This is a genomic window from Pseudomonas sp. BT76 TE3572, assembly GCF_050435365.1.
GTDB lineage: Bacteria > Pseudomonadota > Gammaproteobacteria > Pseudomonadales > Pseudomonadaceae > Aquipseudomonas > Aquipseudomonas fluorescens_W.
The window spans coordinates 3,385,697-3,412,116 of sequence record NZ_JBNDKE010000001.1; the positions used below are offsets into that span (position 1 = coordinate 3,385,697).

Consider the following 26,420-nt stretch of genomic DNA (forward strand, 5'->3'; position numbering starts at 1 on the left):
CGCCGGTTGAAGTCGTTGAACAGGCTGCCCCCGTTGAGGCGCCTGCACCTGTTGAAGTCGCTGAGCCAACCAAGCCAGCTAAAGCCCCCAAGGCTGCCAAGTAAGCAACGCCCGAATTGAATAGGCCCTGAGTCAAATGGCTCAGGGCCTTTTTCATGCCGGCGAAAAACCTAAGCGTCGGGTTGCTCCAGCGCCTCGACCAGCGCCTTGAAGAAACGCGCCGCCTCGCCCCCCGTCACCACGCGATGATCGAAGGTCAGGGACAGTGGCAGGACCGGATGCACCACCACCGCGCCATCGACCGCCACCGGTTCGTCGCGGATCGCGCCAGCAGCGAGGATTGCCACTTGCGGCGGCACCACCACCGGGTTGGCATAGCGACCGAACAAGGTGCCGAAATTCGACAACGTCAGGGTCGCCCCCATCATTTCCTTGGGAGGAATCGATCGCGCCTGCACGTCGGCCCTTAATCGCATGACGCCTTCCTTCAAGTCAGCCGGGGTGCGGTGACCGACATCGCGCAGCACTGGCACGAACAAGCCGTCCGAGGTGTCCACGGCGATGCCCAGATCGAGCCGTTCGTGTTGTTTGAGCGACAGGCTTTTGCCATCGAAAGCACTGTTGAGTACCGGCTCCACGGCGCACGCGGCCGCCATCGCTTTGGCGAGACGAATCAGCGGTTCGCGTGCCTGCCCCCAGCGATGCAGGTCGGCGTCACCGAAAATCGTCACCGGCACCACTTCGGCATGAGACCGCGCCATGTTCAGCGCCATGCTGCGCCGCACACCGCGCAACCGTTCGCCGCCGAAGCGCTCGCGTTCGGTTTGAGCCGCGCTTTCCACATCCGTGCGGGTGATCAGCCCCTCGTGGCCGGAGCCCGTCACCCCGCTCAACTCCACGCCGAGTTGCCGGGCCAGTTGCCGCACGGCCGGCGTGGCGCGAGTCGCCAGGTGCTCTCGGGTCGAGGGGGCTGCCCCGATGAAAAACGAATCCTCCTGACTGCTGCCGCCACCTTCGAGTCGCCCCACTACGGTGCCCGCGTCCGCTTCGCCTTCGTAACCGAGCAGGGGTTCACCGACGTGAATGATGTCGCCCTCACCGCCATGAAGTTTCGCCACCACTCCGTCATAAGGTGCGGGGATATCCACAAGAGCCTTGGCGGTTTCCACCGACACCAGCAGTTGATCGGCCTTGACGGTATCGCCGACTGCGACGTGCCAACGGACGATTTCCGCTTCCTGCAAACCTTCGCCCAGATCCGGCAGTTTGAAATACTTCATCGCAGCCTCCTTGGGTTCAGGAAAAGTGAAGTACGTTGTCGCAGGCCTGAAGAATGTCCTCGACGTTCGGCATATAGAGCAATTCCAGTCGATACAGCGGCGGCGGGATGTCCGGTGCGGTGACTCGCTGAATCGGTGCCTGCAAGTCCAGCAACACCCGCTCGTAGAGGCTCGCGGCGATTTCCGCGCCGACGCCGCAGGAACGTGGCGCTTCGTGGACGATCACGCAGCGACCGGTCTTGCGCACCGAGGCTTCCAGCGTGTCGAGGTCCAGCGGCTTGATACTCGCGACATCGATCACTTCCGCCGAGACGCCCCGCTCGGCCAATGCGGTGGCGGCTTGCAGGGTTTCCATCACACTGGCGCCCCAACTGATCAGCGTGATGTCGCTGCCTTCGCGCAGGGTGAAACAGCTGTCCAGCGGCAGGCGTTTACCGTCATCCACCAGCGTTTGCGGGTTCATGCGATAGAGCCGGGTCGGTTCGAGAAACACCACCGGGTCCGGGTCATCGATGGCCGCCAGCAACAAGCCATAAGCCCTTGCCGGCGATGACGGAATCACCACCCGCAGACCTGGAATGTGCGCGAACAATGCTTCAGTGCTTTCACTGTGATGTTCCGGCGCACGAATCCCTGCGCCCATCGGCGTGCGCATCACCATCGGGCAGGTGATCCGCCCGCGCGTGCGATTGCGCATGCGGCTGGCGTGGGACACCAGGTGCTCCATGGCCGCGTAGATGAAACCCATGAACTGGATTTCCACCACCGGTTTCAAGCCCTGCGCGGCCATGCCGACCACGATTCCGCCGAGCATGGTTTCGGCCAGCGGCGAGTCGATGACGCGCTTGAAGCCAAAGCTGTCGCGCAGCCCTTGGGTGGCGCGAAACACGCCGCCATTCACTCCGACATCCTCACCGAGGACGATGACGTTCTCGTCTTCGCTCATCGCCCGATGCAGCGCGAGATTCACCGCTTCCAACAACGTGACTTTGCCGTTACTCATGGCTCGAATCTCCCGCGCGGCGCGGCGCCCGCTCGAGCAACTCTTCACGCTGCCCGGCGAGGGACGCCGGCCATTGGGCGTAGACGTGATCCATGATCGATTCGGGCGCCTGAGTACCCGCTGCTTCGAAGTTATCGACAGCGCGCTGCACCAAGCCCTGGCATTCGCTGATCAGCGCCTGTTCGCGGCCTTCGTCCCACACGCCCTGGCCGACCATGAAACGTTGCAGGCGTTTGATCGGTTCTTCGAGCCAGGCCTGCTTGACCTCGTCTGCCGACCGGTAGCGTGTGGCATCGTCGGCCGTCGTGTGGTCGCCGAGGCGATAGCTCAGGCATTCCAGCAACACCGGGCCTTTACCGTGACGCGCCCTTTCGAGGGCCGCTTGTACTCGGTCGTAAACCGCGAGCATGTCATTGCCGTCGACCTGCTCACCGTGGAACCCTGCACCGATCGCTTTCTGTGCCAGCGTCGGGGCGCCGCACTGAATCCGTCGTGGCACCGAGATCGCCCATTGGTTGTTATTGATCACAAACACCACCGGCAACTGCCAGGCACCGGCGACGTTGAGGGCTTCGAGGAAATCGCCCTTGCTGGTGGCGCCGTCGCCGCAGGTGGTGACGGCAACCCGATGTTCGCCGCGGATTTTGAATGCACTGGCAACGCCGCAGGCATGCAAGGCCTGGGTGGCGATCGGCACGCAGATCGGAAAGTCCTGGGCCGCCGCCGGTTCGGCAAAGTCGCTGCCGCGCTCGTCACCGCCCCAGTACAGGAGGATTTCTTCCATGCGTACTCCGCGCATCAACTGCACGGCGGTGTCACGGTAATACGGAATCAGCACGTCTTCGGCGTGCATCACGCTGCCGATGGCGACGCCAATGGCTTCCTGGCCCAATGTCGGCGCATAAGTGCCGATGCGCCCGGTGCGTTGCAGGGCGACGGCTTTCTGATCGAAAAGGCGGGTCAGGACCATCTGCCGATAAAGGCGCGTCAGCAAATTGAAATCGTCGGTCCAGGCAGGAAGATCGCCGAGCAATTGGCCGTCAGGGGATAAAAACCGGGTGAAAGGCAGCTCAACCTTGTGAGGCATCACAGAGGCTCCTGGCACGCCGCGTCAGCGTGCGTCAGTCAAGCCTGACGCTTGTGGCGCCAGGCCTTGGGAGCAAGTCTGCCGGATAGGCCCTCACTCCTTCATCGGTTCAGGCTCATCGATACAGCACTTTCTCCGCCAACTCGTCAGCCACTCGGGCCGGCGAACGTTTTTCCGCTTGGGCATGGGCGAAGACTTCGGTCAGCCGGGAGCTGATTTTCGACAGGTGTGCGGTGATGGTCGATAGCTCTTCGCCGCGATGTTTGAGCGATACGTAGATCAACCCGCCTGCATTGATCACGTAATCCGGCGCATACAGAATGCCCCGCCGCTCCAGTTGATCAGCGACTTCCAGATGGGTCAGCTGGTTGTTCGCCGAACCGGCCACCGCCGCGCAGCGCAGTTGCGTCACGCTGTGGCTGTTGAGCACGCCACCGAGGCCGCAGGGCGCGAGAATGTCACAAGGGGTGCTGAGCAGCGCGTCGTTGGCGATCGGGTGAGCGCCCAATTGCTCCATCGCCAGTTGGACTTTGCCGTGATCGATGTCACTGACCAGCAGTTCGGCACCGGCGGCATGCAGCTGTTCGGCCAGGGCAAAACCAACGTTGCCGAGCCCTTGAATCGCCACTCGCAGGCCTTCGAGGTTATCGCTGCCCAGCCGGGCCATGGCGGTCGCACGAATACCGGTGAACACGCCCATCGCCGCGTGCGGTGCAGGGTCGCCCGCCGAGGTGGTGCTGGTGACGTGCTGGGTCTGTTGGGCGATGCAATCCATGTCCGCCACCGAGGTGCCACTGTCGATGGCGGTGATGTAGCGGCCGTCGAGCTGATTGATGCAACGCCCGAACGCTTCGAACAGCGCGGCGCGGTTTTCCACATGGACCGGGCGAACAATCACCGCCACGCCGCCGCCCTGAGCCAGGCCGGCCAGCGCCGCCTTGTAACTCATGCCTTGTGCGAGACGCACGGCATCCTCGACGGCGGACTCGTCGCTGGGATAGGCAAGGTAACGACACCCGCCCAGGGCAGGCCCCAGACGGCTGTTATGAATGGCAATGACCGCCTTCAACCCGGTGACCGAGTCGACGCTCAGATGCAGGGATTCAAGGCGAGTGCTTTGCATGAGAGCGAACATCGTAGGGCTCCCGAATCACTTCTTGTAGTCGCCAGTATAGGCTTGCGCCCGAAAATTGCAGAAGCGCACCGGAATAAGCGGCGCCGCCAAGCAGACTTTCGGACATAACCTGTAACCGCCTATGTTCGGCACTGGACGAATGCCTGAGACGGGGCTAAAACGAGGCATTACCCGGAGATTTTGATGACCCCCCGCCAACGTTTCTTCGACTGTCTGCAACGTTCACCGCCCGCACTGTTCGAGGCGGCGCTATGGATTGCCGCCGAACATGACAGTGAGGTCAATCCCGAAGCGGTGCTGCACGATTTCAAGGACCTGCAACAACGGGTCAGTTATGGCTTGCCGATGTTGCCGGTGAGCGAGTTGGCCCAGCCGTTGTTACGGCGCATGAATGACATGGGATTCGCTCAGGACGACTCCACGCCATTGCGTCCGCAAGTCGCGCTGGTCAATAAAGTGCTGGAACGCAGGCGTGGGCAGCCGCTGAGTCTGGGATTGATTGCCCTGGAACTGGCCAAAGGTCTGGAAATCCCCATGGTTGGCGTCAACTTCCCCGGGCATTTTCTGCTGCGGGTACCGGGCGCCGATCACCTGCTCGACCCCTGCGGCGGGCGTCGGTTGTACCCCAACGATTGCCGGGAGTTGCTGCAGCGCCAGTACGGGCCGAACATGCAGCTCAGCGCCGAGCATATGCTCACCGCCGAACCGGTGCAGATGCTGCAGCGGCTGTCGCGCAACCTGCGTCAGTTACACCTTTCCAACGATGACTACATCGGCGCCCTGATCGACGCCGAACGTGTGCTTGAACTGGGCAACGCCATCGCCTCCGACTACCTGGCCCGGGCCAGCCTCTATCAACGGCTGGATTGCCCGAACGCCGAGCGCTTTGACCTGGAACATGCCCTGCTGCTTAGCGACGACCCGATCCAGCGGATTCGCCTGACTGAGCGATTAGGGCATTTGCCGCCGAACTCTATCGTCCATTAAAAGCAAAAGATCGCAGCCTCGTTTCACTCGACAGCTCCTACAGGGGGCGACTTTCTGTAGGAGCTGTCGAGTGAAACGAGGCTGCGATCTTTTGATCTGATGTTTTTAAGGAGTGTCTGGCTGGTTCGCCGGATGCGCCTTGATGAACGCCGGATGCGTCGCCGCCAGCGCCGCCACTCGACGAATCCGTGGATACGCCTCAAGCGAAATGTTGAAACGCTCGGCGGCATAAAGTTGAGGGATCAGGTAAACATCCGCCAGCCCAGGCGTCGGGCCAAAGCAATAACCCTCATCGCCGATCAACTGTTCCACCGTCGCCAACCCTTGGCTGATCCAGTGCCCGATCCATTCCACCACTTGCGGTTCATCGTGCCCCAACTGCCGCAGCTTGTTGAGCACGCTGACGTTGTGCAGCGGATGCACGTCGCAACCAATCACCGCCGCCACACCGCGCTCATGGGCGCGAGCGGCGAGGTCTTTGGAGAGCAGCGGCACCTGTGGATAACGTTCCTCCAGGTATTCAATGATCGCCGGCGACTGGATCAACAGTTCACCTTCGTCAGTGCGCAAGGCCGGCACTCGGCCTTGCGGATTGATGGCGAGATACGGCGGCTGTCGATGTTCGCCACCTGGCGGCGCGATCAGATTGATCGGCAGCGCCTGGTAATCCAGCCCCTTGAGCGCCAACGCAATGCGCACCCGATAGGACGAAGTCGAACGGTAGTAGGTATAGAGTTCCATGACCCGATCCTCTTAGCGCGCCGGCAGCACTTTGCCGCGGCATTCGCCGAAACCGATGGAGGCAAAACCCTCGCGGCTGCAACGGGCGCGCAGGATGATTTCGTCGCCGTCCTCAAGGAATTTACGCACCTCGCCGGACGCGAGTTCGATCGGCTTTTTACCGCCCTCGGTGATTTCCAGCAGGCTGCCGAACTGACCGTTTTCCGGCCCCGACAAGGTGCCCGAACCGAACAGGTCACCGGCCTGCAACTGGCAGCCGTTGACGCTGTGGTGCGCGACCATTTGCGCCACGGTCCAGTACATGTGTCGGGTGTTGCTCAGGGTCAGGCGATGCGCCGGCAGTTTTTGCTCGCGCAGGCCTTCGGTGAGCAGCAGCACTTCCAGTTCGATGTCGAAGGCGCCAGCGGCCTGATCGCGTTTATCGAACAGGTACGGCAGCGGCTGCGGATCGCCTTCCGGACGTGCCGGTTGAGCACGACGGAACGGCTCCAGCGCTTCGGCCGTCACCACCCAAGGCGAGATGCTGGTGATGAAACTTTTCGACAGGAATGGACCGAGCGGCTGGTATTCCCAGGCCTGGATGTCGCGCGCCGACCAGTCGTTAAGCAGGCAGAAACCGGCGATGTGATCGGCGGCGTCACCGATGGCGATCGAGTCGCCCATCTCGTTGCCCTGGCCAATCCAGATGCCCAGCTCCAGTTCGTAATCCAGACGTGCGCACGGACCAAACGTCGGCTCGGTCTGACCGGCTGGCAAGGTCTGGCCTTTCGGACGGCGAACATCGGTGCCCGACGGGCGAATGGTCGAAGCGCGGCCGTGATAACCGATCGGCACGTACTTGTAGTTCGGCAGCAATGGGTTGTCCGGACGGAACAGTTTGCCGACGTTCTGCGCGTGCTCGATGCCGACGTAGAAGTCGGTGTAGTCGTTGATTTTTGCTGGCAGGTGCATTTCGCAATTCGCTGCCAGTGGCAGCAGTTTTGCGCCTTGGGCTTCGATCTTGCCGTGCAGGGTGCTGCCTTCTTTGAACAGTTCCAGCAGGCGTTCGCGCAGGGCAACGCGAGCGTCACGCCCCAGTTCGAAGAACGCATTCAACTGGCCGCCACGGGTGGCTTCGACTGCCGTTTTTGCGACGCCCTCGAACAGGCCGGCATCCAGTGCAGCTTCCAGGTCAAAGATGTGTTCGCCAATGGCCACGCCACTGCGCGGTGCCGAACCCTTCACGCTGAACACACCCAGCGGCAGGTTCTGCAATGGGAAATCAGCATGGCCGTTGGCGGAGGCAACCCAGCTACGAGTGATGGAAGTCTGAGTCATGGGTTATCTCCGGGTCGGGTCGAAAGTGGCGGGCAGCGTGGCCCAGCAGGCATCGTAGTTGGTTTGCAGTTGCGGGCAATCCAGGGCGAAACGGCTCGGGCGCAGCACCTGGCTGGTCTCGAACATGAAGGCCATGGTGTTGTCGATTTTCGCGGGCGCGAGTTCGGCGTTGATCGCCTTGGTGCAAGTTTCACCGTCCGGGCCGTGGGCGCTCATGCAACTGTGCAAGGACGCACCGCCGGGCACGAAGCCTTCGGCCTTGGCGTCGTACTCGCCCTTGATCAGGCCCATGAATTCATTCATCAGGTTGCGGTGGAACCACGGTGGACGGAAGGTTTTCTCAGCGACCATCCAGCGTGGAGGGAAGATCACGAAGTCGAGATTGGCCAGACCATGGACGCTGGTCGGCGACGTCAGGACGGTGAAGATTGATGGATCCGGGTGGTCGAAACTGACCGTGCCGATGGTGTTGAAACGACGCAGGTCATATTTGTACGGCACGTTATTGCCGTGCCAGGCGACCACGTTCAGCGGCGAATGATCGAGCTCACAGCCCCACAACTGACCGAGGAATTTCTGCACCAGCGTGGTCGGTTGCTTGAGGTTTTCGTAATGCGCGACCGGGGTCAGGAAGTCCCGCGCGTTGGCCAGACCGTTGCTGCCGATCGGCCCCAAGTCCGGCAGGCGCAGCGGCGCGCCGTGGTTCTCGGCAATGTAGCCGCGAGCTTGCGGGTCGAGCAGTTCGACACGAAATTTCAGACCGCGTGGCAACACGGCGATTTCCAGTGGTTCCAGTTCCAGCACGCCCAATTCGGTCGCAATGCGCAAGCGTCCGAGCTCAGGCACCAGCAACAGTTCGCCATCGGCGTTGAAGAACACTCGCTCCATGGAGCGGTTGGCGCGGTAACTGTAGATGCTGATCCCGGCCGGTTTTTCCGCGCCCGAGTTGGCGGCCATGCTCACCAGCCCGTCGATGAAATCGGTTGGCTCGGTCGGAATGTCCAACGGGTTCCAGCGCAGACGGTTGGGGGTCACTTCACCCAACGCGCCGCCGGCCAGTTGCCGATCCAGTTTGACGAACGCCGGGTGATTGGCCGACGGCTGAATGCGGTACATCCAGGTGCGCCGCGCTTCACTGCGAGGCATGGTGAATGCCGTGCCGGAGAACAGTTCGGTGTAGAGACCGTAAGGCGCTTTTTGCGGGGAATTCTGGCCGACGGGCAGTGCGCCGGGCAACGCTTCGCTGCTGAATTCGTTGCCGAAGCCGGACTGGTAAGCCAGCGCTGGCGCCGTTGAATCGAGGTTCATGGAGCCTCCTGAACAGGGAGTAGGCAATGGCCTGTCGCTCCGTTGAAGAGGTCTCGGCACGCCTGGGTTATTTTTATCGTAATTCGATTACGCTTAACGTAATTTGATTGGTATTGACCGTCAAGCTATAAAGACGCCCATTCGTCCCGGGATCAGACCGCCTCCATGGAAACGCCGCGCAGCAACGATAAACAGAAAGTCCGCTCGGCCGAGGTCGGCACCGACATCCTCAAGGCCCTGGCCGAGTTGTCGCCATCAACTTCACTGTCGCGCCTGGCCGAACACGTGCAGATGCCGGCAAGCAAGGTTCACCGTTATTTGCAGGCGCTGATTGCCAGCGGTTTTGCTGAACAGAATGCGGCCACCAACCATTACGGCCTGGGCCGTGAAGCCTTGCGTGTCGGTCTCGCCGCACTCAACAGTATGGACGTGCTGAAAGTCGGCGCCCTGCCCTTGGCCGAGTTGCGCGATGAACTGAACGAAACCTGCTTTCTGGCGGTGTGGGGCAACCAGGGCGCGACCGTGGTGCATATCGAACCGGCGGTCCGCGCGGTGACGGTGGTGACGCAATTGGGCTCGGTGTTGCCGTTGCTCAGTTCGTCCACGGGGCTGGTGTTCGGCGCCTATCTGCCGAAGCGTGAAACCGAGGACTTGCGTGAGCAGGAACTGCAGAGCGGTTCGCCCCATGCGCTGGCGGATGATCAGGCCTACAAGGCGTTGTGCGAACAGATCCGCGAACGCGGTCTGCATCATGTGCATGGTTTGCTGATGCCGGGGGTCGATGCGTTGTCGGCGCCGGTATTCAATGCTGTCGGGAACGTTGCGGCGGTGATGACCATTGTCGGCCCGGCGTCGTTGTTTCACGCCGACGAAAACGGCCCGGCGGCGCAGCGGTTGTTGGCGGCGACGCGGGCCGTTAGTTGGCGGATGGGGTATGAGACATCTCCCATCCATTGTTGAAATGCAGTTTTAGTTCGACGCCTGGGTTTTGCCAAGCCTATTGATCACTGCATTAACCTATCAATCGAGTCGTGCTCTGCACGTCGTGTTGTGGAACGGCGACTGCCGTTATATAGCTGATGCCTACCGGGACCCCGGTTACAGTCGAGACGAGGTCGGCAATATCCTTGATGCTGGACAGTAGGCCAACAGCATTAACAGGAGCTCCTACCGAAGCGACTTTACCGATGTACAGAATAATAGCCGCTCTCCAGGCAGAGGCAAAATAGGCGTTGGCTGCCTTGTCATCCCCCTCGCTGGAAGCAATTATTCCCAAGACGACTGAGTGAGTGATTCGCAGCACGCTCACCACAACGCCAACCGGCGGGATTAACATCGACACCACATCGAGCGCCAAATCAATCAGGATTTTTGCTTCCTGCCATATCGCTTCAGCCGGGCTTGTTGTTTGATAGTCCACATCGGCAATAAAACGGTTGATCATGGATTGGTACTCGCCCTTAAAACTCTTTACCTGATAGCTATTCTTTAGCACAGGCGCAGACAATAAGGGCGGAGACTTCCAAGAACTGTAACTGTCTATTTTGTTTTGAATGACACCTTGATCTTTCAGACGCGCTAATTTCAAAATACTCTTGTAATTATAGGCACCGTTCAATCGAGCGACTAACTCTTCGACAGGAAAGAAGTCTCCGCCATAGGACATACCAGGCACATAGATAATAAATTCTTCGCGACCGTTAACCCTACGACCGAAGACATAGGCGCCCTCCAGTTTGCGACCTTCAAGCGTAAATTCGTAAACCCCAATGCCCGGGTTACCACCTGCGGTATTGTAACCCCCATGAGGTATGTCTCGATCAAAACCGTCAATCAAACCCTTCAACCAGTTAAACTGTTCCTGCGACATCTGACCTTTCATTTTCTGCGTGAGTGCCGACCTGAACATTTCATTTTGTTTGAGCTTGCGATAAAGGCTCACCTTCAAATCAACATCCGGAGCACGCAGAAATTTGTCCCTAAGATACTCAATGTATTTCTCACCTGGCATCAGATCAATGACGTCATTAATTACTTTTGCATTCAGCGCCGCAATGGGTTGATTGGAAAAAGTCCAGAACGATGCTTTTCTGAGGTGTTCCTTGAGGTCGAGAATTCTTTCGCCAAAAGGATAGCTATTGAAGAAAATCTTTTCAAAGATCGAGATATCACTGCGCCACAACTGCCACTGGATGAACAAGTTGGTCAAACTGATTTTCGAATCAGCGTGAAACTTCACCCACACCTCATCAGGATCAATTTCCGGATGAGACCCGGAGCGACTCAGGTACTCATTCAGAGTCTTCATCACCAGGTTTCGAGCGAATTTATGGAATGGCTCAATATCAAGATTGTCTTTGGAAATCTGATAAATCGCCTTGAAGTCTGTATTTAAGCGGTTCAACAGAAGCTGATCTGCCACATTCGAGTCCCTGTACCACCGCGGCGTAGCGACTTCCACCTCGCCAGCCTCCCAGCTGATTATATTCTGAACACTCCCTTTTAATGGACTATCTTCGATCCACTGTGTCAGTTGGATCGAGGACCACCACCACTCTTGCAACATCAAGCTCGGCTCTTCTACGTGATAAATTTTTTCCAACTCTTCTCTTTCACTTGAATACCCCTTCTCCCTCAAATAGGTCTGCCCTTCTTTGTCAAAAGCCCAACGACCCATTTGATGTTGTAAGCTTTTCAAATCAGGAAACTGAAACCACTCCTGCCCCGTCGGAAAACCCGGTGCATAAAGTACATGAGTGCTTTTATTGACATCGGCACTTTTTCTCCGATACACCATCAAATCTTTCATCGGTTTGGTTCTAGCCCGCAGCGCAATCCCGGTTGTCTCTACGGACGGATCGCCGAAGTTGTAACGCTGCACTATGTCCTGAGCGACCGAGGTAACATGTTTTTGCAAGATGGCGCCGAACATTGTCAGGGCGGTCTTTCGCCCCAAGCGCTCCCGCATCGATTCGACGACGTGATCCTGGGAATAAACCCGTTGTCTCGCCATGTTATACGCCACACGAAGATTTAACGACTGAATCGCTCGCACAATATTAGAAGGACTTAACCTTGGGTTGTTATAGAACTCCTCTAGAACCACCACATACTGTCCCTCTTGATCATGAGTACCGTACATGAAAGCCTGAGTCAGCGTTTTTCGCTCACTGTGCTCTACTTTTTTTCCGTCCGCTAATTTAACAGTATGCCGAACGCTCACAAAGATGGTGTCTGGATCAATACGTTCATCTGTACCTGACGAAATGAAATCTTCTACAATTCCGTGAACATAGTTTTTAAACGTTGAAGCAACTTTAGTCGCTTCATGAAGCTTCACCTCGCTTTCAAGCAATACCTGTTCAAGGGACGCATAAATTTCTTGATTAGTTTCATAACTCTCCTTCAACCATTCTGGCCGGGCATTTCTCGACATCAACTTAATGAAAACGGCGGCACGACCTTTGGCATCCTTGGTCATCTCTTCCAGGTGCAGCATTGAGCCAATTGCCTGCACCGTTTTTTCGTTATCCGAACGCGAGCCGTTCATTTCCCGTAGCTGACCAACGATATTGGCGCGTTGCTTCTTCAGCGCGGCATTGATGCAAGCCGAAAATACATCTTCATCAATTCTCGAATAACGAATATCAGGACTATTGCTGACCTGATCTACGTCATCGGACGAAAGGCCTTTCAGGAGCTCTGCCCGCTGGTCCGGCTCACTCAGACGCTTCTTGAGTGCCTCATGCAGAGCCCGCGAAGTAGCGAACTTCTCCACACCTCGACTCGGTGTATAAAGAATCACTGCACTGTCAGTCGCCGGGATAATCGCCCCCAACGACTGGCCATCCAGGCGCATGACGAAGGTCGAAGCCAATGCCGCGAAGCCTCCTTTGTGCAACTGAACCGAGACACCATAAAACGCGCTGGGAAGCAGAGGGCTGGACAACTCATTGACTTGCTTTTCGTCGTCCGGTGTCAAACCACCCTCCGCTGCCATGACGGCCAACTCACGCCAGAAAAGCCTGACATAGAGGGTTCGCAATATGCTTTTACGCGTAGACAATGGTCGCCCTGTGGCGTCGGCCCCCTGAGAGGCAGCCCAATACCGGTCAATAACTGCAGCGTACTTTTCCGGCAGATTCAGGAGTAGTTCTGTGATCAGTTTGCCAACCGCTACGATATCCAGAACAGGGTGGCGGTCCTCTTCAGCCGTCGAGTCACGCCAGTCGTATACACCATACTCAGCGGCGTTATAAACAGGTGCATGCCCGCGTAACAGACACTCCATAACTACGTCATTCAGCACGCCTGCTGGCTCTTTGGCAGACGCAGAAGCACTGTCGCGCCGATTGATAAAAACCCTGCTGGCATACACTTCCGGATCCAGTCGCTGAAGTTCCTTCAACACACAGTCCTGAAGAAATCCTTTGAACGAAGGAGCATTCGCCAACTGACTAGACAACTGCTTAATAGCCTCATTCACTTCAGCCAATTTAAACTGCGAATTTAAAATCTTCTGATCATCCATAACCAATACTCTCTGAATTATTTAATTGCAGGAGTGAAGCTTTTAACCTCACCCACTTGCCATCAAGCTAAATCAGACACCACCCACAAATAAAGCCAAACTTCCTTTCAACTCATGTAGTACGTTTAAGTTACAGTATTACCCCCCTCAGCACTCTACTGCCACAAACCCAACAATCGGGCTTTGGCAACAGCATGAGTTCTGCGTTCCACACCTAATTTTCCGTGAATTCGCCGCACGTGAGTTTTTACCGTATGCAATGAAATAAAAAGTTGTTCTGCAATCTGCTGATTCGAATGACCAGACGCAATTAATGTCAACACCTGTGTCTCTCGCAGACTAAGCGGGTTATCGTCACTTATTGCATCAGTTTGTTCTGCCAAGCAGTCGATCATCCCCAGTTCCACTAACAGATTCGGCTGCCGCAAACGAAGCTGGCTCAATAAAAGCGGCAAGTTGCAACGACGAACGAGTTCCAGACCTTGCTCAAGAACCTCTCTGGCCAAAGCAAAGTTGCCCTGAACAAAAGCGACTTCCGCGATCGCCAGGTGCAACTCGGCTTCGAGCCCCTGCGCGCCGCCGGCTTCTGCACGATCTGCAAACTGCTTGAGCAGGGTCAGCGGCTCGAGCGCTCGTTGCAGATGAACCTCCGCCAAAACCAGCAGGTACTCGATACGCGGTATCAGCTCCATCGTCGCTGGTGGCGCTTGACGTGCGTGCGGTCCGCGAAAGTGACGCAATACACGAGTCAACGCTTCATGAGCCAGTTCCGGCCGCCCTTGCTGCAACCAGAAATGACTGCTGACTTGCAACAGGACGCTCCTGTAAACGGTGTCCGGAATCTGTCGCTGTTGCATCAATCGCTCGGCATCGCGCAGCCGCACAAAGGCTTGCCCATAGTCACCGTGATTGGCTGCCAGTTGCGCCTGACCGAGAAAGCCGTACAGCACGCGCTTGTCGTGGTTGCGCAAACAAATATCCAACCCTGCCTGAAAGAATTCCGCTGCCCGCTCGTCTTGCCCCTGGCACAAAGCCAAACGCCCGCGACGCAGGGCGATTCGGCCGAGCAAGGGTGTGGAACGGGTTGATTGTTCACGGAGCAGATCAGCAATGTTGGCAAGTAGTGTTTCTGCACGACCGAGCGCCCCGCGTTGCTCCAGTAGTTGCGCGTGATCGAGTTCCAGTAGCCCTTCGAACACCAGCGAGCCTTGTGCTCGCGCCAGGCACAACGCATCGCGGTTTATCGCCTGCGCCACATCGAGTTCACCCCGCAGCAAGGCCTGTTGCGTCAAACCCGACAGGCACATCAAGCGTACGGGCCAGAGGTCAGGACCGAGCACGGTCAGCGCGTCGAGAAAATGCGCGCGCGCCCCCTCCATGCGCCCCTGCAAATGCAGTAGCCAACCTTGCTGGGCCTGCCAGCGCGCAATCAATTGCCGCTGAAAGAACGCCGACGGCTGAGGGGTGAATCGGGACAGATGCTCGATGCAATCAGCCGCTTGCTCGAATCGACCGGCGAACAGCAAGGCTGCAGTGATCAACCCCACCAGTTGCGACGACCCGAACATCAGCTCCTCGCCCTGTTGCTCATGCAAACGCAACAACAGCACAACCGTCTGTTCCTCGAACAGGTGCTCGAAACTGAAATGCTGCAACAGGCTGACGGCGACCTCGAACTCTTCAGCCAGCAGTGCTTGTTCGAAGGCGGCTTTCCAATCGAGTTCGGCCGCAAACCACTGGCAGGCACGACGATGCCAGGAACGTCCCGCCGGCCATTGCTCATCGCGCATCAACTGGGTGAGTGGTGGGAAAATCTGCAGCCAGTCTGCCGAGTCCTGCCAAGGCTCGATAAAACAACCCAGTTCTTGCAACGTCCTCAAACATTGCGCACCTTCACCCGCGCCAAACAGGTGATCGCACAGCCTTGCATTGAATCGCGGTAAATGGGCGAGTACCCGCCAGGCTTCGGTCAGCTCCGGCGTCAACGTGGTAAACAACTCGTGCTCCAGGTAATCGAGCAAGGTGTTCATTCGGCCAACGGGTGTGTTGTTGTGTGACCAGTCGCATTTTTGCAACAGCGCAATCCGCACACCGGCGCACCAACCACCACTGCGCTGGATGATCTTGCCGGCGACAGTATTGGCCTCGGCCGGTGCCAAATGCCGCAACAGCTTGGCGATCTCACTTTGATTAAACGCCAGCGTGGAGTGCTCGCACTCATACAACTCATCATCAAGCAGCAAGCGCGGCCAGTTGCATTGCGGCCGGCGGCGAGCACCCAGCCACCAGGTCAACATCGGGCTGCTGACCGCCAGCATGCGATCCAGTAACAGGTCCAGCTCCGGGTTTGGCAGGCGGCAATAGTCATCGAGAAACAGCCAGGTGGGCGTCTGCAATCGTGACAGATACCCCAGCAACTCGGATTCGCCCGACGAAGCCAACCCCAGCGTTTCTGTCAGACGATGACGAAAATCCGCCGCGCTCAACACCGAGCCAGACAATGGCAACCAGAACACGCGGCACTGCGGCGGTGCCTGCAACAGGCATTCGGCGAGCAGCGCTGTCTTGCCACTGCCGGCCGGCGCGCACAGTAATTTCACCCGGGCCGTGGAGGCCAGTAACGGCTCGGTCAAGCGAGCCCGTGACTGGTGATGAGTGGACAGACGGGGCAGGAATCCAGAACGGTCCAGACACGGGATCATGGCGGTCATTGCGGCGTGCCTTTTTATAATTGTCCGGCAACCCTAGCCCTCTCTGACTCGCTTGTTGAGAAGTATTCAGCGCGCTGATTGGCAGCCATAAAAAAGGCGACCACCCGGTCGCCTTTTGTACTGCCAATGTATCAAAACCCTTACCGAACGCCCTCGGCGCGCAAGGCCGATGGCGTGTAGTCGGCAGCCTTGGCTTCGAAGCCGAATTCGAAACTGTGCTTCTCTTCGTTCTTCATGCCCAGGGCAATATATCGACCGGCAATGATGTCGTAGAGCGCTTCGAGGGTGTAGGCCGGGGTCTGGTGATCGTAGTAGTACTGAGCGTGACCCTCGGCCACCCGCCACAGCTGACCGCGACCGTCGTAGTGGTCAGCCAGCGCCACTTGCCAGCTGTCTTCGTCGAGGTACATGTGGCGTTTGGCGTAGATGTGCCGTTCGCTCGGCTTGACCGTACCGATCACTTCCCAGACCCGGTGCAACTCATAACGGGTCAGGTCCTGATTGATGTGCCCGGCTTTCACAATGTCATCGTACTTGAGGCTCGGCGAGTCGAGTTTGTAGCTGTTGTAAGGGATGTACATTTCCTTCTTGCCGACCAGTTTCCAGTCGTAGCGATCCGGTGCACCGGAGAACATGTCGAAGTTGTCGGACGTGCGCAGGCCGTCAGCCGCAGTACCCGGCCCGTCATAAGCCACTTGCGGTGCGCGACGCACACGACGCTGGCCGGCGTTGTAGATCCAGGCCAGACGCGGCTCTTTCACCTGATCGAGGGTTTCGTGCACCAGCAGCACGTTACCCGCCAGACGCGCAGGTGCCGTCACCGATTGCTTGAAGAAGGTCAGCACGTTGGCGGCTTTTTCCGGGTCCAGTTCCTTCATCAGTTGCGGCACGGCGATCTCTTCCTCGAAGCGGATCGGCGTGTAGCTGCCGTTCGTTTGAGGGGTTACCTGAGTGATGATGCGTCGCAGGTTGCCGCCGTGATAGCGGGTGATGTGGTTCCACAGCACCTCGACGCCGGTCTTCGGAATCGGGAAGGCGTAGTAGCGGTTGCCGGTGAAGTTGGCCAGGCCGTTACCGTCGTTGATGCTGTTCACGTTCAGTGCGCTGCGCTTGGCCGACTCGTAAATCTCCGGGGGCAAGGCCACGGTGCGGTGGGTCGGATAGACCGGAATCTTGTAGGTTTCCGGGTAGCGCTTGAACATCGCCACCTGGCCTTCCGACAACTTGTCTTTGTACTTGTCGACCGTCGCAGCGGTGATGGTAAACAGTGGTTTTTCGCTGGCGAACGGGTCAGCCAGGAAACCCTTGCTGTCCACCGCGCCGGCGTTTTTCGGGATGCCGCCGGTCCAGGCCGGGATCGAGCCATCAGCGTTGCCGGCCTTCTCGGCGCCCAGCGGCGTGAGGCTGGTGCCAAGCTTGTTGGCTTCTTCTGGCGAAACCGTCGCCATCACGTTGGCAGCCAACAGACTCAAGGCCAGGGCGCCGCATTGCAGAATCATCTTGCGCATTACAATCATCCTTCTCAGCCAGATCAGAAGTTCACGCCGAAGCTCAGCGCCAGGAAGTCACGGTCTTCCAGGGTGTTGAAGTCACCGCCGAAGAAATCGGTGTAACTGAGGCTCGCGGTATAGGTGTTGCGGTAGTCGGCATCGACGCCGACGCTGACCGCCTTGGCGCCTTCGTTGAACAGACCGTTGGGGCCGTAGCCGGCGACGTCATGGGACCAAGACAGGTTGGGCTTGAGGTTGATCCCGCCGATCACGTTGGCGTAATCAAGGATCGCCCGGGCGCGGTAGCCCCAGGAGGTCGAGGTGACGAAACCGTCGGTATCACCACCAAAACCGTACTGGCCATAGACCGAGTCACGGCCGTAACGCAGCTTGGTGCGCGACTCCAGACCACCGACGTGCACCACCGCCGCCTCGCCGACCAGGGTCAGCCGCTGGGCACCCAACACTTGGTCAAAGAAGTGCGTCAGAGTGCTCTGGACCTGCGTTACTTCCTTGCGGCGGTAGCCTTTGTTGTCGGTACCTGGCGTGGTCGCGATAGGCGATGCCGCACCGCCTGCGATCGGGTTGAGCAAGGCCAGGGTCAGGTCGTTGGTGTTGACTTGCACCGGAGCGTTGGGGCGATAGCTGATCTCGCCGGTCCACGCCGTGCCGGTAGGCAAGGTGGTGGAAAAGCTCGCGCCGTAGAGACGAATGTCTTCCGGGTATTCAAGGTAGTACTGACCGCGTCCGAGCATCACGCTTTGCGCCAGCCCCGCACCGCTGCCCGGCGCCAGACGGTTGGCCGCACGCGTCATGCCCGGCAGGCTGGCCAGCGTCGACAAGCCCGCGGTGGTGGTGCCGACGGTCGGCGTACGGCTGTGGTAATTCATGAAATACAGGCCGTACTCGGTATCGTCACCGAGCCAGCGCAACGCCGTGCCCCACTGCCCCGAGTCCCGCGCATCACGGTCGCCGCCACGGGGCACGACCACGCCCTCGCGGGTCACCTGGATCGGTTGACCGAAGGCTGCCGCCACCGGCGCCAACGGTGCAATCGCCGGGCTGCCGACTGTGTAGTTGTTGTTGCAACCATCCGCCACCACGTCGTTGCCGAAGAAGGTGCCGCAGTTGTCGACGACGGTCTGGTCCCACTCCAGTTGATAGAAACCTTCCACGGTCAGTTGATCGGTCAGGCCCTGGGAGGCGAACAGCATGTTCACCGGAATCAGGCCTTCCTTGATCTCAGCGCCGGGACGACGGAACGCAGAAACGTCGACCGGGTTGATGCTGTTGATCGAGTTGCCGATGAAGGTACTTTCACCCCAACTCACCACCTGCTTGCCAGCGCGCACAGTGCCCGGCAGATCGGCGATGGAGTAGTTGTGATAGACGAAGGCGTCGAGCAACTGCGCCCCGGAGGACTTGGCGCCTTCCTTGCGATTACTGTCACTGATCTGCTTGAACTCGCGGTCTTCGTCCTTCAGCTCGAAGTCGTACCAGTACTTGCCGCGGACGAACACACCGGTATCGCCGTATTTCAGTTCGAGGTCGTGAATGCCCTTGAAGATCTTGGAGAAGGTTTCACCCTTCTTAAAGTTCAGCCGGCCGTCGTCACCAGTCGAAGACTGACCGGTCCCGCCGTTGACGATACCCACCAACGACTTATCGGCATCGCGCATGCCCCAACTCGCGCCGACGGACAACGAGGAGTCAAACGATCCCTCGATTTCGCCAATGTTGAATGAAACAGCCTGCGCCTGGGCACAGCAACCCAAGGCAACCGCCGCGGCGAGCGCTTGCGGCGTGAAGATGGCGCGCATTGTTGTTTTTGTCATGCGTCTTCCCCGGTGAGTGACAGAAGGCCCCACCCTACTGCCGCACGTGGGGAGCGATAAGCGCACCAAGGAGGTATTCACGATGTACCTCCAAAGGATGAATGCCCGCATGGGACGGGGATATGCGCGGGTTATGGATGGGCTGGATGGGGGGTTATCAACGCAGCGCATGGCGTGTGGGCGAGGCTTGTTGCCACTGTTGCTCATGCTGCAACAGTTCATGTCATGAATCGCTATTTTTCCTTTTGACTCAAGGCCTTATTCTTGCCGGGCTTTCACGGCAATAGGCCGGGAAGCACGAAGCGATGGCGGTGGCCAGTCCACGCCATTAGCGAAAGATTTCAGATGAATTGAAGCTATTCGACTCATCGCCCTGTGTTCACTGACGTTGATTTATTGCTCCTTGATCAATCGTCTTACTTTGGCCGCTGCGTTTGCAGCGGCCTTTTTTATGGGCGAGTTTTGTCCCATTGCTGAATTCCCCTTGTTAGAGCAAGTGCTGCTCGACAACTAGAGAATATTCTTACATAAAATAAAGACCAATCTCCCCACACACAAAACAGTAAACAACTGCGCACAGTCCAAATAGAAACCACCTACAACTTTCTCGGACCCAGCCTCACCCTCCCTGACGTAAGCTTGTTCAGCACCACCGATTAATTACGTTCATGGAAGATCCAAAATGTCAGGAAAACACGGCCCCCCGCACGAATTACCGGCAACTAGTATTGTTGGACAAAGCACTACCATTGAATTGCCAACAACTTATATTGGAAAACAACCAAAACCTGGAAAGCACCCAAATGGCGGTGGGTTCAGCGTTCCACCGACACGACCAGGAGGAATAGGCCCTGGAATTACATATAAGGAACATTTAAGAAGTCAAACTCTGAGGAACGTATTTGCTACGGAGAAGTCAGCACAAAACGATTACGCGGCGAAATCCCAGGACTTGCCAAGAGCAACGGATGTCGAATTCGAAAATTTTAAAACCCAATACCCCGCTGCAACAGCTACACAGACACAGGTACACCAACACGAACTGAACATCAGTAATATTTTAATTCAGCAGAAAACAGCTGAACTGCATGTACAAACAGGGCTCGCCAACGCGTTCTACGGGCACAGCCCTCTCAATGCAACAGCAAAAGACTATATCGCCAAGGTAGAAAGTCTGGAGAAAACTGTACAGCCTTATGGAACAGCTTATACAACATGGGCTAACTCCTACAAAGCTGCTTACTCTGCAAAACTACTGACAGAGCAAATTCAGCTTTTAAATAACAAACAAGTCCATGTGCAGAACCTTCTTGCCGCTGCGCATGCGCAAAAACAAAGGCAGCAAGCAGCGGAACATGAAGCCCAACGGGTTGCCGCCGAACGGGCTCGATTGGCGGCAGAACAAGAAGCGCAACGCGTTGCCGCCGAACGGGCTCGATTGGCGGCAGAACAAGAAGCGCAACGTGTTGCCGCTGAAGAGGCCCGCAAAGATCAAAAGAAGAGATCAGCAGAGGAAGCTGCTGCCAAAAGCCGTGCAGAACAGGATGTACGATTGAAATATCTTGGTTCTTGGTCGGAGTCGTTAGATACCGACCAAGCCCATCGCCTGTTCCCCGTATCGGGTTCAGCTGCTTCGGTAGTTCCGGTATTTACCGTAGCAACAGGAAGCATCTTTACAACTGCGAATAACGCTTTGGCAATCAAGGATGCACTGCGATTGGCAGTAGCAGCAGTTATTGCAGCATTAACCACGTCTACCGGTGTGGTAATTGGCGGATTTGCGGCGCTCCTGTTCCCCTCGCCACTTAGTAACAGCGAGCTCTACGCTTTGAGCGTCCCGCTCTCGGATCTCACTCCCGACGATCTCGATGACTTACACGCCATCGCCGAGGCCAGTGGGGAAATCGAATTGCCGGTATCCATCGGCTCGAGAACGGTGGATGACACTATAGAGTTCGTTGTCGCCGCCACAAACGGAACGACGGTACCTTCCAAGGTATTGGTGCGGCTTGCAACTCTCGATCCAGGCCTGAATATTTACAGGTCCTACAGCCCAGATGCCCCTTCTATCGGCATGACCTGGACGCCGATTGTTGAGCAAAAAAACGCATCAACAACGTCTCCAGCTCGCGAGTCGAGGATTTTCATTTACAACGGCACTACTCCGGCCCCTTTGGAAGGAAGACTTGATGAATATCCGGAACTGGATCTCTACAGCTTTGGTGGTTTCATCAATGTCTTTCCGGCTGAATCTGGTATTCCTCCGATCTACACGATGTTCCGGGATCGGCGGGATGATCCCGGAGTGGCCAGTGGGTATGGAGAGCCAGTATTGGGTATTTGGCTGGGATCAGCCTCGCAAGATAATGGAGCGGTGATTCCCAATCAGATTGCGGATAAACTTCGAGGACAGAATTTTTCGAGTTTCAGGGCTTTTAGAGAAGCTCTCTGGAAAGCTGCAATTGCCGATTCTGAGTTATCCAAACAGTTTACTGCCAACAATATTCAAGAAATGAAAAACGGAAGAGCCCCTTTTTCGAGAAAAGACGACAGGTCAGGTGGCAAAGTAAAATTTGAGTTACACCATTTGAACCGTGTTTCTAGAGGTGGCGAGATCTACGATATCGAAAACATCCGAATTGTCACTCCCAAACGACACTCAGAACTACACAAAGGAGGAAACTGACATGAGCAACATTTCCGATTACACCGAAGAAGAATTTCTTGAATTTTTAACTGAGATCTGCAGATCGGAATACCCGACTGAAAAAGAACAAATAGCTGCAGTACTTTTGTTTGAGGAGCTGACGGAGCATCCAGACGGTTCTGACTTAATTTACTACGCAGACTCAGACGAAGACTCCACCCCCGAAGCCATCATTAAAAAAGTAAAAGTCTGGCGAGCTAAAAACGGAAAGCCGGGGTTCAAAACCGAATAACAAAGAAACGCGATGACTATTAAAACCAAGTGCAAACCCGACTTCAGCCGCTGCATTTTCAGCGGCTATTTTTATAGGCGACTATCCGACTGAGTTCGTCACAGACAAAACGCATGCCTGAAACCCCACTGGTCCCAAGCCGCGTCCCCGCGACTCACGGCACAAGGCCGGCACCCAGGCTTCGCTCCCAACTGACATGGCCCATTCGCAGCCAGTATTCATGCGAACCAGTGAGAGACTATCTACCACCTACACACTTCTAGGAAAGCGACTACACAGTTTTGTAATCACGCGAATCGCCCCAACGATTAAGGTTAAAAACAAGGCAGCCATTCTTTTGTAATTGCGCGCTGACTCCAACCTAATTCAATTGCGAGCATTCTTTTCATGAAATCCATCGACCACAACAAATACCGCGCCACCAAAAGCTCCAACTCCCGAATACGCTTTCTGATTTTTCACTACACAGCCGGTAACTTCTCCAGTTCGGTCAACGCACTGACCGGTCCGAATGTCAGTGCCCACTATCTGGTTCCCGACATCACCGATCCGAGCTACTTGAAAGCAGGTTATACCGGGCAGGAAGTGTTCAGTCTCGTCGACGAAACCAAGCGTGCGTGGCATGCGGGCGTCAGTACCTGGGGCAATCGAAGCAATCTGAACGACACGTCTATCGGCGTTGAAATCGTCAACCGTGCAACGTATAGCCAAGGGGTTTTCAACTTTCCGCCGTATCAGCCAGAACAAATTGCCGCCATTGAAGAGCTGGCGTTGAACATCCTTGAGCGCTACCCGGACATCAGCCCGACCCTTGTTCTGGGACACTCGGATATTGCGGTCGGCCGCAAGAGTGACCCAGGGCCGAAATTCCCCTGGCATGCCCTTTACTTGAAAGGCATTGGTGCCTGGTTCGACGATGCCACCCGAGACGCCTATCTGCAGCAATACAACGAGACCGGCATTCCAGTCCGAAGCGACTTGCTCAAACTGTTCAAGACTTACGGGTATGACGTTTCCCGTGCGTCAACCGAACAAGGCTTCTCACAACTGGTCAGGGCCTTTCAGCTGCACTTTCGCCCGCAAACGTACGACGCGATCATGGATGCGCAAACGGCCGCGAATCTGGCGGCATTGGTTCACAAGTATTTTCCTTGATCGCCGCTGCAAACCAGATGTCGAGGCCGAATATCAAGAACCCGCAAGGTCAGGAACGATGACCTTGCTGGCTTCCTTTAAATCGAATACTTCTGCAAATTCGCCATCATTTCCTTCAGCGCTTCAAGGTTGTCCTGCGGATGCGCCGCGCCTTCGAAGTCGCAGATCTGCTGCCAATGCGCCGCCACATCTTCAGGGGAGAAACCAATCCGAGGATCAAACCCCGCGCCGAGGCTTCGTTCCCAGCGCACCTTGCCCATCCAGCCGCCACCGACTTCAAACAGCCCGGAGGTTTCCTGGCAGTTCTCGCTGGCGAGGTACACCACCAGCGGGCTGACCAGTTCCGGTTTGAGTTGCTCAAAGACCTGCGGCGGGATCAGGCCTTCGGTCATGCGGGTGCCGCCAGTGGGGGCGATGGCGTTGACCAGGATGTTGTTCTTGCGGCCTTCGATGGCCAGGGTGCGGGTCAGGCCGTAGAGGCCGAGTTTGGCCATGCCGTAGTTGGACTGACCGAAGTTGCCGTAAATGCCCGAGGTCGAAGCGGTGAAGATGATGCGGCCGTAGTTTTGCTCGCGCAGGTGCGGCCAGGCGGCACGAGTGACTTTGTAGGCGCCTTCGACGTGGACGCGGTAAACCAGGTCCCAGTCGCCGTCTTCCATTTTGTGGAAGGTTTTGTCCCGCAGGATCCCGGCGTTGTTAACCACTACATCGACACGCCCGAAGGTGTCCAAGGCGTTCTGAACGATTTTGTCGCCGTCGGTGACAGAGTCATGGTTGGCCTCGGCGATGCCCACCGGCCTCGCGGATTTCGGCCACTACCCGGTCGGCTGCCGAAGCGTTTGCACCTTCGCCCTGAGCCGAGCCGCCGAGATCGTTGACCAGCACTTTGGCGCCCTGTTTGGCGAACAGCAGCGCGTGGGCCCGGCCCAGGCCGCCGCCTGCACCCGTGATGATCACGACTTTATCTTCGAAGCGCACAGACTCATTCATTGGGAGGACTCCAGCAGGCCAAGGGACAATGAGTCCGAGTGTCAGGCACGGCGATGCGGGTCACAATGAACTGAGGTGACGCTGAATGGTGCGCAATAAGGCAGAGGGATAATCAGGAACAGGCGACCTTGCGCGGCGGTGAAACCAACTGATCGCGAAACTCCAGATAGTGCTTGAGCACCTGCCCTGGCGCCTCGGTTTGCGGGTAGTGGCCAATACCGGGCAACAACACCGTGTCCGGGTTCGGGATCAGTTCCCGATAGCGCTCGACCATGTGCGCGCCGGAGATCGGATCGACCTCCCCATCGATCACCCGCAACTGCACTTCACCCCGCTGCATCGCGCTGACCCAACGTTCGCGCTGGGCACGCCGTTCAGGGATGTAGGCGATCAATTTGTGCATGATCCGTGGCCCTTGATTGCTCTCGATCAAGCTCCAGAAATCATCCATCTCGCTCTCGGAGGGACTACTTTGCGGACCGAAGATCTGTCGGAAACTCTTCACCAGACCCTCACGGGAAAAGGCGCGCCCGATCATCCAGCCCAAGGGGCTGAGCAGGAGTTTTTGCATCAGTATCGGACGATGGGTTTCGGGAAAGAGGCCGCCATTGAGGAACACACAACTGGCGATATGGATGCGCGCTTCGTAATGCCGGGCCACCAGTTCCTGAGCCACGCTGTCGCCATAATCGTGGGCCAACAGGTGCACCGGCTGCTCGACCTTCAGGTGTGCCAGCAAAGCCTGTTGCAGATCGGCCTGCTCCAGCAGGCTGTATTCATGATTCACCGGTTTGGCTGAGTCACCAAAGCCGAGCATGTCGCAGGCAATCACCCGATAGCGCTGAGTCAGCGGCTGCCAGAGGAAATGCCAGTCCCAACTGGCGGTCGGGAAGCCATGAATGAGCAACAGTGGCTCACCCTGCCCGGCCGTCCAGTAACGAATGGTCTGGCCACGGAATACGAACGACTGGCCGCGTTTGCGCCAGACACACAGGGGGATCTCGGCAAGTGCCATTAGAGTTTATAACCCGCGTCTTGTTTATCGAGTTTACGCAGCAGCGCTGGCCAGGCCAGTGCGCCGCCCATCCCTTGAGCACTTTTGGTGACGCCGGCGATCATTGCCTTGGCGCCTGCCAGAATCTGCGGTTCGATGGCGATCAACTCGGCGCCACCGTTCTGCGCCAGCACCTGGATATCGCAGGCGCGCTGGAAGGTAAACATCATCAGGAACGTGTCGGCGATGGTCGCGCCGCAGGTCAGCAGACCGTGGTTGTGCAGCATCAGGAAATTGTTTTCGCCGAGGTCGGCTTGCAGTCGCGCCTTCTCTTCATGGTTAAGCGCAACACCTTCGTAGGCGTGATAAGCCAGGCTGGACAGGACAAACAATGATTGCTGGCTGATCGGCAAAATGCCTTGTTTCTGCGCCGACACTGCGACACCGGCAGCGGTGTGGGTGTGCAGCACGCAGACGACATCGTGACGAACCTCGTGCACCGCGCTGTGGATGGTGTAACCGGCCGGGTTGATCTCGTAAGGGCTGTCCATCAGTTTGTTCCCGGCCTGATCGACCTTGACCAGGCTGGACGCGGTAATCTCGTGGAACATCATCCCGAACGGGTTGATCAGAAAGTCTTCGGTACCGGGGACCTTGGCCGAGATGTGGGTAAAAATCAGGTCATCCCAGCCATGCAGGGCGACCAGACGATAGCAGGCGGCAAGATCGACTCGGGTCTGCCACTCGGCGGCGCTGACCTGGTCTTTGACACTGTGTGGCGATTGGACGGGGGCTACGTACACGGCAAGGAACCTCTAATTTTTATTCTTGGGGTTTCTATTGTTTACCGACGTTACAGCAGTCTAGTCACGCCCTGGCGATCGTGTAGTTGCATTGGCAGCCAGCTTGATGGCCTA

The 26,420-nt window shown here is 57.2% G+C and carries 18 protein-coding genes and 1 pseudogene; 5 read left to right on the plus strand and 14 right to left on the minus strand.

The window, feature by feature from the left end:
• Positions 1–170: 170 nt before the first annotated feature.
• The 4 genes from ABH912_RS15490 to ABH912_RS15505 form a co-directional block, all read right to left on the minus strand.
• Positions 171–1,280 carry a dihydrolipoamide acetyltransferase family protein gene (locus ABH912_RS15490; RefSeq protein WP_033057843.1) on the minus strand — a complete coding sequence of 370 codons (1,110 nt, stop codon included), beginning with the start codon at positions 1,278–1,280 and terminating at the stop codon, positions 171–173.
• A 16-nt stretch (positions 1,281–1,296) separates the two neighbouring features.
• The gene (locus tag ABH912_RS15495; protein WP_033057846.1) at positions 1,297–2,283 is read right to left on the minus strand and encodes an alpha-ketoacid dehydrogenase subunit beta; all 987 of its coding nucleotides are present in this window, start codon (positions 2,281–2,283) and stop codon (positions 1,297–1,299) included.
• On the minus strand, positions 2,276–3,370 hold the full coding sequence (gene pdhA / locus ABH912_RS15500) for a pyruvate dehydrogenase (acetyl-transferring) E1 component subunit alpha (RefSeq protein ID WP_429511066.1): 1,095 nt from the start codon (positions 3,368–3,370) through the stop codon (positions 2,276–2,278). The genes ABH912_RS15495 and pdhA overlap by 8 nt, the downstream gene beginning before the upstream one ends.
• A 115-nt stretch (positions 3,371–3,485) precedes the next feature.
• The gene (locus ABH912_RS15505) at positions 3,486–4,505 is read right to left on the minus strand and encodes a Glu/Leu/Phe/Val dehydrogenase family protein (protein WP_046053176.1); all 1,020 of its coding nucleotides are present in this window, start codon (positions 4,503–4,505) and stop codon (positions 3,486–3,488) included.
• A 183-nt stretch (positions 4,506–4,688) separates the two neighbouring features.
• Here ABH912_RS15505 and ABH912_RS15510 point away from each other — a divergent pair, with 183 nt between their 5' ends.
• Complete coding sequence (locus ABH912_RS15510) at positions 4,689–5,492, plus strand: SirB1 family protein (protein ID WP_429511067.1); 804 nt, start codon at positions 4,689–4,691, stop codon at positions 5,490–5,492.
• A 105-nt stretch (positions 5,493–5,597) separates the two neighbouring features.
• Here the strand turns inward: ABH912_RS15510 and maiA are convergent, their stop codons facing one another.
• Genes maiA through hmgA form a run of 3 tightly spaced genes read right to left on the minus strand, consistent with a single transcriptional unit; the run spans position 5,598 to position 8,858 of the window.
• A complete protein-coding gene (maiA, locus tag ABH912_RS15515; RefSeq protein WP_429511068.1) occupies positions 5,598–6,233 on the minus strand; it encodes a maleylacetoacetate isomerase in 636 nt (211 codons plus the stop codon).
• A 12-nt stretch (positions 6,234–6,245) separates the two neighbouring features.
• Positions 6,246–7,550, minus strand: coding sequence for a fumarylacetoacetase (gene fahA / locus ABH912_RS15520; protein WP_429511069.1), 1,305 nt, complete (start codon positions 7,548–7,550; stop codon positions 6,246–6,248).
• A gap of 3 nt (positions 7,551–7,553) precedes the next feature.
• Positions 7,554–8,858, minus strand: a complete 1,305-nt coding sequence (gene hmgA, locus ABH912_RS15525) for a homogentisate 1,2-dioxygenase (RefSeq protein ID WP_033057864.1) — start codon at positions 8,856–8,858, stop codon at positions 7,554–7,556.
• Positions 8,859–9,023: 165 nt separating this feature from the next.
• Between hmgA and ABH912_RS15530 the strand changes: the two genes are divergently transcribed.
• A complete protein-coding gene (locus ABH912_RS15530) occupies positions 9,024–9,818 on the plus strand; it encodes an IclR family transcriptional regulator (RefSeq protein ID WP_033057866.1) in 795 nt (264 codons plus the stop codon).
• A gap of 52 nt (positions 9,819–9,870) precedes the next feature.
• Here ABH912_RS15530 and ABH912_RS15535 read toward each other — a convergent pair whose 3' ends face one another.
• The 4 genes from ABH912_RS15535 to ABH912_RS15550 all read right to left on the minus strand — a co-directional run bounded on the left by ABH912_RS15535 (position 9,871) and on the right by ABH912_RS15550 (position 19,425).
• Positions 9,871–13,389, minus strand: coding sequence for a dermonecrotic toxin domain-containing protein (locus tag ABH912_RS15535; protein WP_429511070.1), 3,519 nt, complete (start codon positions 13,387–13,389; stop codon positions 9,871–9,873).
• Between the two features lie 155 nt (positions 13,390–13,544).
• Complete coding sequence (locus ABH912_RS15540; protein ID WP_429511071.1) at positions 13,545–16,100, minus strand: LuxR C-terminal-related transcriptional regulator; 2,556 nt, start codon at positions 16,098–16,100, stop codon at positions 13,545–13,547.
• Between the two features lie 140 nt (positions 16,101–16,240).
• Entirely contained in the window at positions 16,241–17,608 is a 1,368-nt protein-coding gene (locus ABH912_RS15545) for a DUF1329 domain-containing protein (protein ID WP_033057869.1), read from the minus strand.
• A 23-nt stretch (positions 17,609–17,631) separates the two neighbouring features.
• Complete coding sequence (locus tag ABH912_RS15550) at positions 17,632–19,425, minus strand: DUF1302 domain-containing protein (RefSeq protein ID WP_033057872.1); 1,794 nt, start codon at positions 19,423–19,425, stop codon at positions 17,632–17,634.
• Between the two features lie 682 nt (positions 19,426–20,107).
• On the opposite strand from ABH912_RS15550, the gene ABH912_RS15555 reads away from it, so the two are divergent.
• The 3 genes from ABH912_RS15555 to ABH912_RS15565 all read left to right on the plus strand — a co-directional run bounded on the left by ABH912_RS15555 (position 20,108) and on the right by ABH912_RS15565 (position 23,519).
• The gene (locus tag ABH912_RS15555; protein WP_429511072.1) at positions 20,108–22,111 is read left to right on the plus strand and encodes an S-type pyocin domain-containing protein; all 2,004 of its coding nucleotides are present in this window, start codon (positions 20,108–20,110) and stop codon (positions 22,109–22,111) included.
• A 1-nt stretch (position 22,112) separates the two neighbouring features.
• Positions 22,113–22,364, plus strand: coding sequence for a bacteriocin immunity protein (locus ABH912_RS15560; protein WP_429511073.1), 252 nt, complete (start codon positions 22,113–22,115; stop codon positions 22,362–22,364).
• 387 nt (positions 22,365–22,751) lie between these two features.
• The gene (locus ABH912_RS15565; RefSeq protein WP_429511074.1) at positions 22,752–23,519 is read left to right on the plus strand and encodes an N-acetylmuramoyl-L-alanine amidase; all 768 of its coding nucleotides are present in this window, start codon (positions 22,752–22,754) and stop codon (positions 23,517–23,519) included.
• 77 nt (positions 23,520–23,596) lie between these two features.
• On the opposite strand, the pseudogene ABH912_RS15570 reads toward ABH912_RS15565, so the two are convergent.
• The 3 genes and pseudogenes from ABH912_RS15570 to ABH912_RS15580 all read right to left on the minus strand — a co-directional run bounded on the left by ABH912_RS15570 (position 23,597) and on the right by ABH912_RS15580 (position 26,306).
• Positions 23,597–24,509 (minus strand): annotated as a pseudogene (locus tag ABH912_RS15570) (SDR family oxidoreductase).
• Positions 24,510–24,621: 112 nt separating this feature from the next.
• Positions 24,622–25,524, minus strand: a complete 903-nt coding sequence (locus ABH912_RS15575) for an alpha/beta fold hydrolase (protein WP_429511075.1) — start codon at positions 25,522–25,524, stop codon at positions 24,622–24,624.
• Positions 25,524–26,306: a class II aldolase/adducin family protein gene (locus ABH912_RS15580; RefSeq protein WP_429511076.1), complete on the minus strand. Its 783-nt coding sequence runs from the start codon at positions 26,304–26,306 to the stop codon at positions 25,524–25,526. The genes ABH912_RS15575 and ABH912_RS15580 overlap by 1 nt, the downstream gene beginning before the upstream one ends.
• Positions 26,307–26,420 lie beyond the last annotated feature (114 nt).

Excerpts from the sequence above, each read along its gene's own strand:
- ABH912_RS15575 (WP_429511075.1), bottom strand. The coding sequence starts at position 25,524 with ATGGCACTTGCCGAGATCCCCCTGTGTGTCTGGCGCAAACGCGGCCAG.
- ABH912_RS15565 (WP_429511074.1), top strand. The coding sequence starts at position 22,752 with ATGAAATCCATCGACCACAACAAATACCGCGCCACCAAAAGCTCCAAC.
- ABH912_RS15550 (WP_033057872.1), bottom strand. The coding sequence starts at position 19,425 with ATGACAAAAACAACAATGCGCGCCATCTTCACGCCGCAAGCGCTCGCC.
- hmgA (WP_033057864.1), bottom strand. The coding sequence starts at position 8,858 with ATGAACCTCGATTCAACGGCGCCAGCGCTGGCTTACCAGTCCGGCTTC.
- pdhA (WP_429511066.1), bottom strand. The coding sequence starts at position 3,370 with ATGCCTCACAAGGTTGAGCTGCCTTTCACCCGGTTTTTATCCCCTGAC.
- ABH912_RS15560 (WP_429511073.1), top strand. The coding sequence starts at position 22,113 with ATGAGCAACATTTCCGATTACACCGAAGAAGAATTTCTTGAATTTTTA.
- maiA (WP_429511068.1), bottom strand. The coding sequence starts at position 6,233 with ATGGAACTCTATACCTACTACCGTTCGACTTCGTCCTATCGGGTGCGC.
- ABH912_RS15545 (WP_033057869.1), bottom strand. The coding sequence starts at position 17,608 with ATGCGCAAGATGATTCTGCAATGCGGCGCCCTGGCCTTGAGTCTGTTG.
- ABH912_RS15490 (WP_033057843.1), bottom strand. The coding sequence starts at position 1,280 with ATGAAGTATTTCAAACTGCCGGATCTGGGCGAAGGTTTGCAGGAAGCG.
- ABH912_RS15535 (WP_429511070.1), bottom strand. The coding sequence starts at position 13,389 with ATGGATGATCAGAAGATTTTAAATTCGCAGTTTAAATTGGCTGAAGTG.
- ABH912_RS15505 (WP_046053176.1), bottom strand. The coding sequence starts at position 4,505 with ATGTTCGCTCTCATGCAAAGCACTCGCCTTGAATCCCTGCATCTGAGC.
- ABH912_RS15530 (WP_033057866.1), top strand. The coding sequence starts at position 9,024 with ATGGAAACGCCGCGCAGCAACGATAAACAGAAAGTCCGCTCGGCCGAG.
- ABH912_RS15495 (WP_033057846.1), bottom strand. The coding sequence starts at position 2,283 with ATGAGTAACGGCAAAGTCACGTTGTTGGAAGCGGTGAATCTCGCGCTG.
- ABH912_RS15555 (WP_429511072.1), top strand. The coding sequence starts at position 20,108 with ATGTCAGGAAAACACGGCCCCCCGCACGAATTACCGGCAACTAGTATT.
- ABH912_RS15510 (WP_429511067.1), top strand. The coding sequence starts at position 4,689 with ATGACCCCCCGCCAACGTTTCTTCGACTGTCTGCAACGTTCACCGCCC.
- fahA (WP_429511069.1), bottom strand. The coding sequence starts at position 7,550 with ATGACTCAGACTTCCATCACTCGTAGCTGGGTTGCCTCCGCCAACGGC.
- ABH912_RS15540 (WP_429511071.1), bottom strand. The coding sequence starts at position 16,100 with ATGACCGCCATGATCCCGTGTCTGGACCGTTCTGGATTCCTGCCCCGT.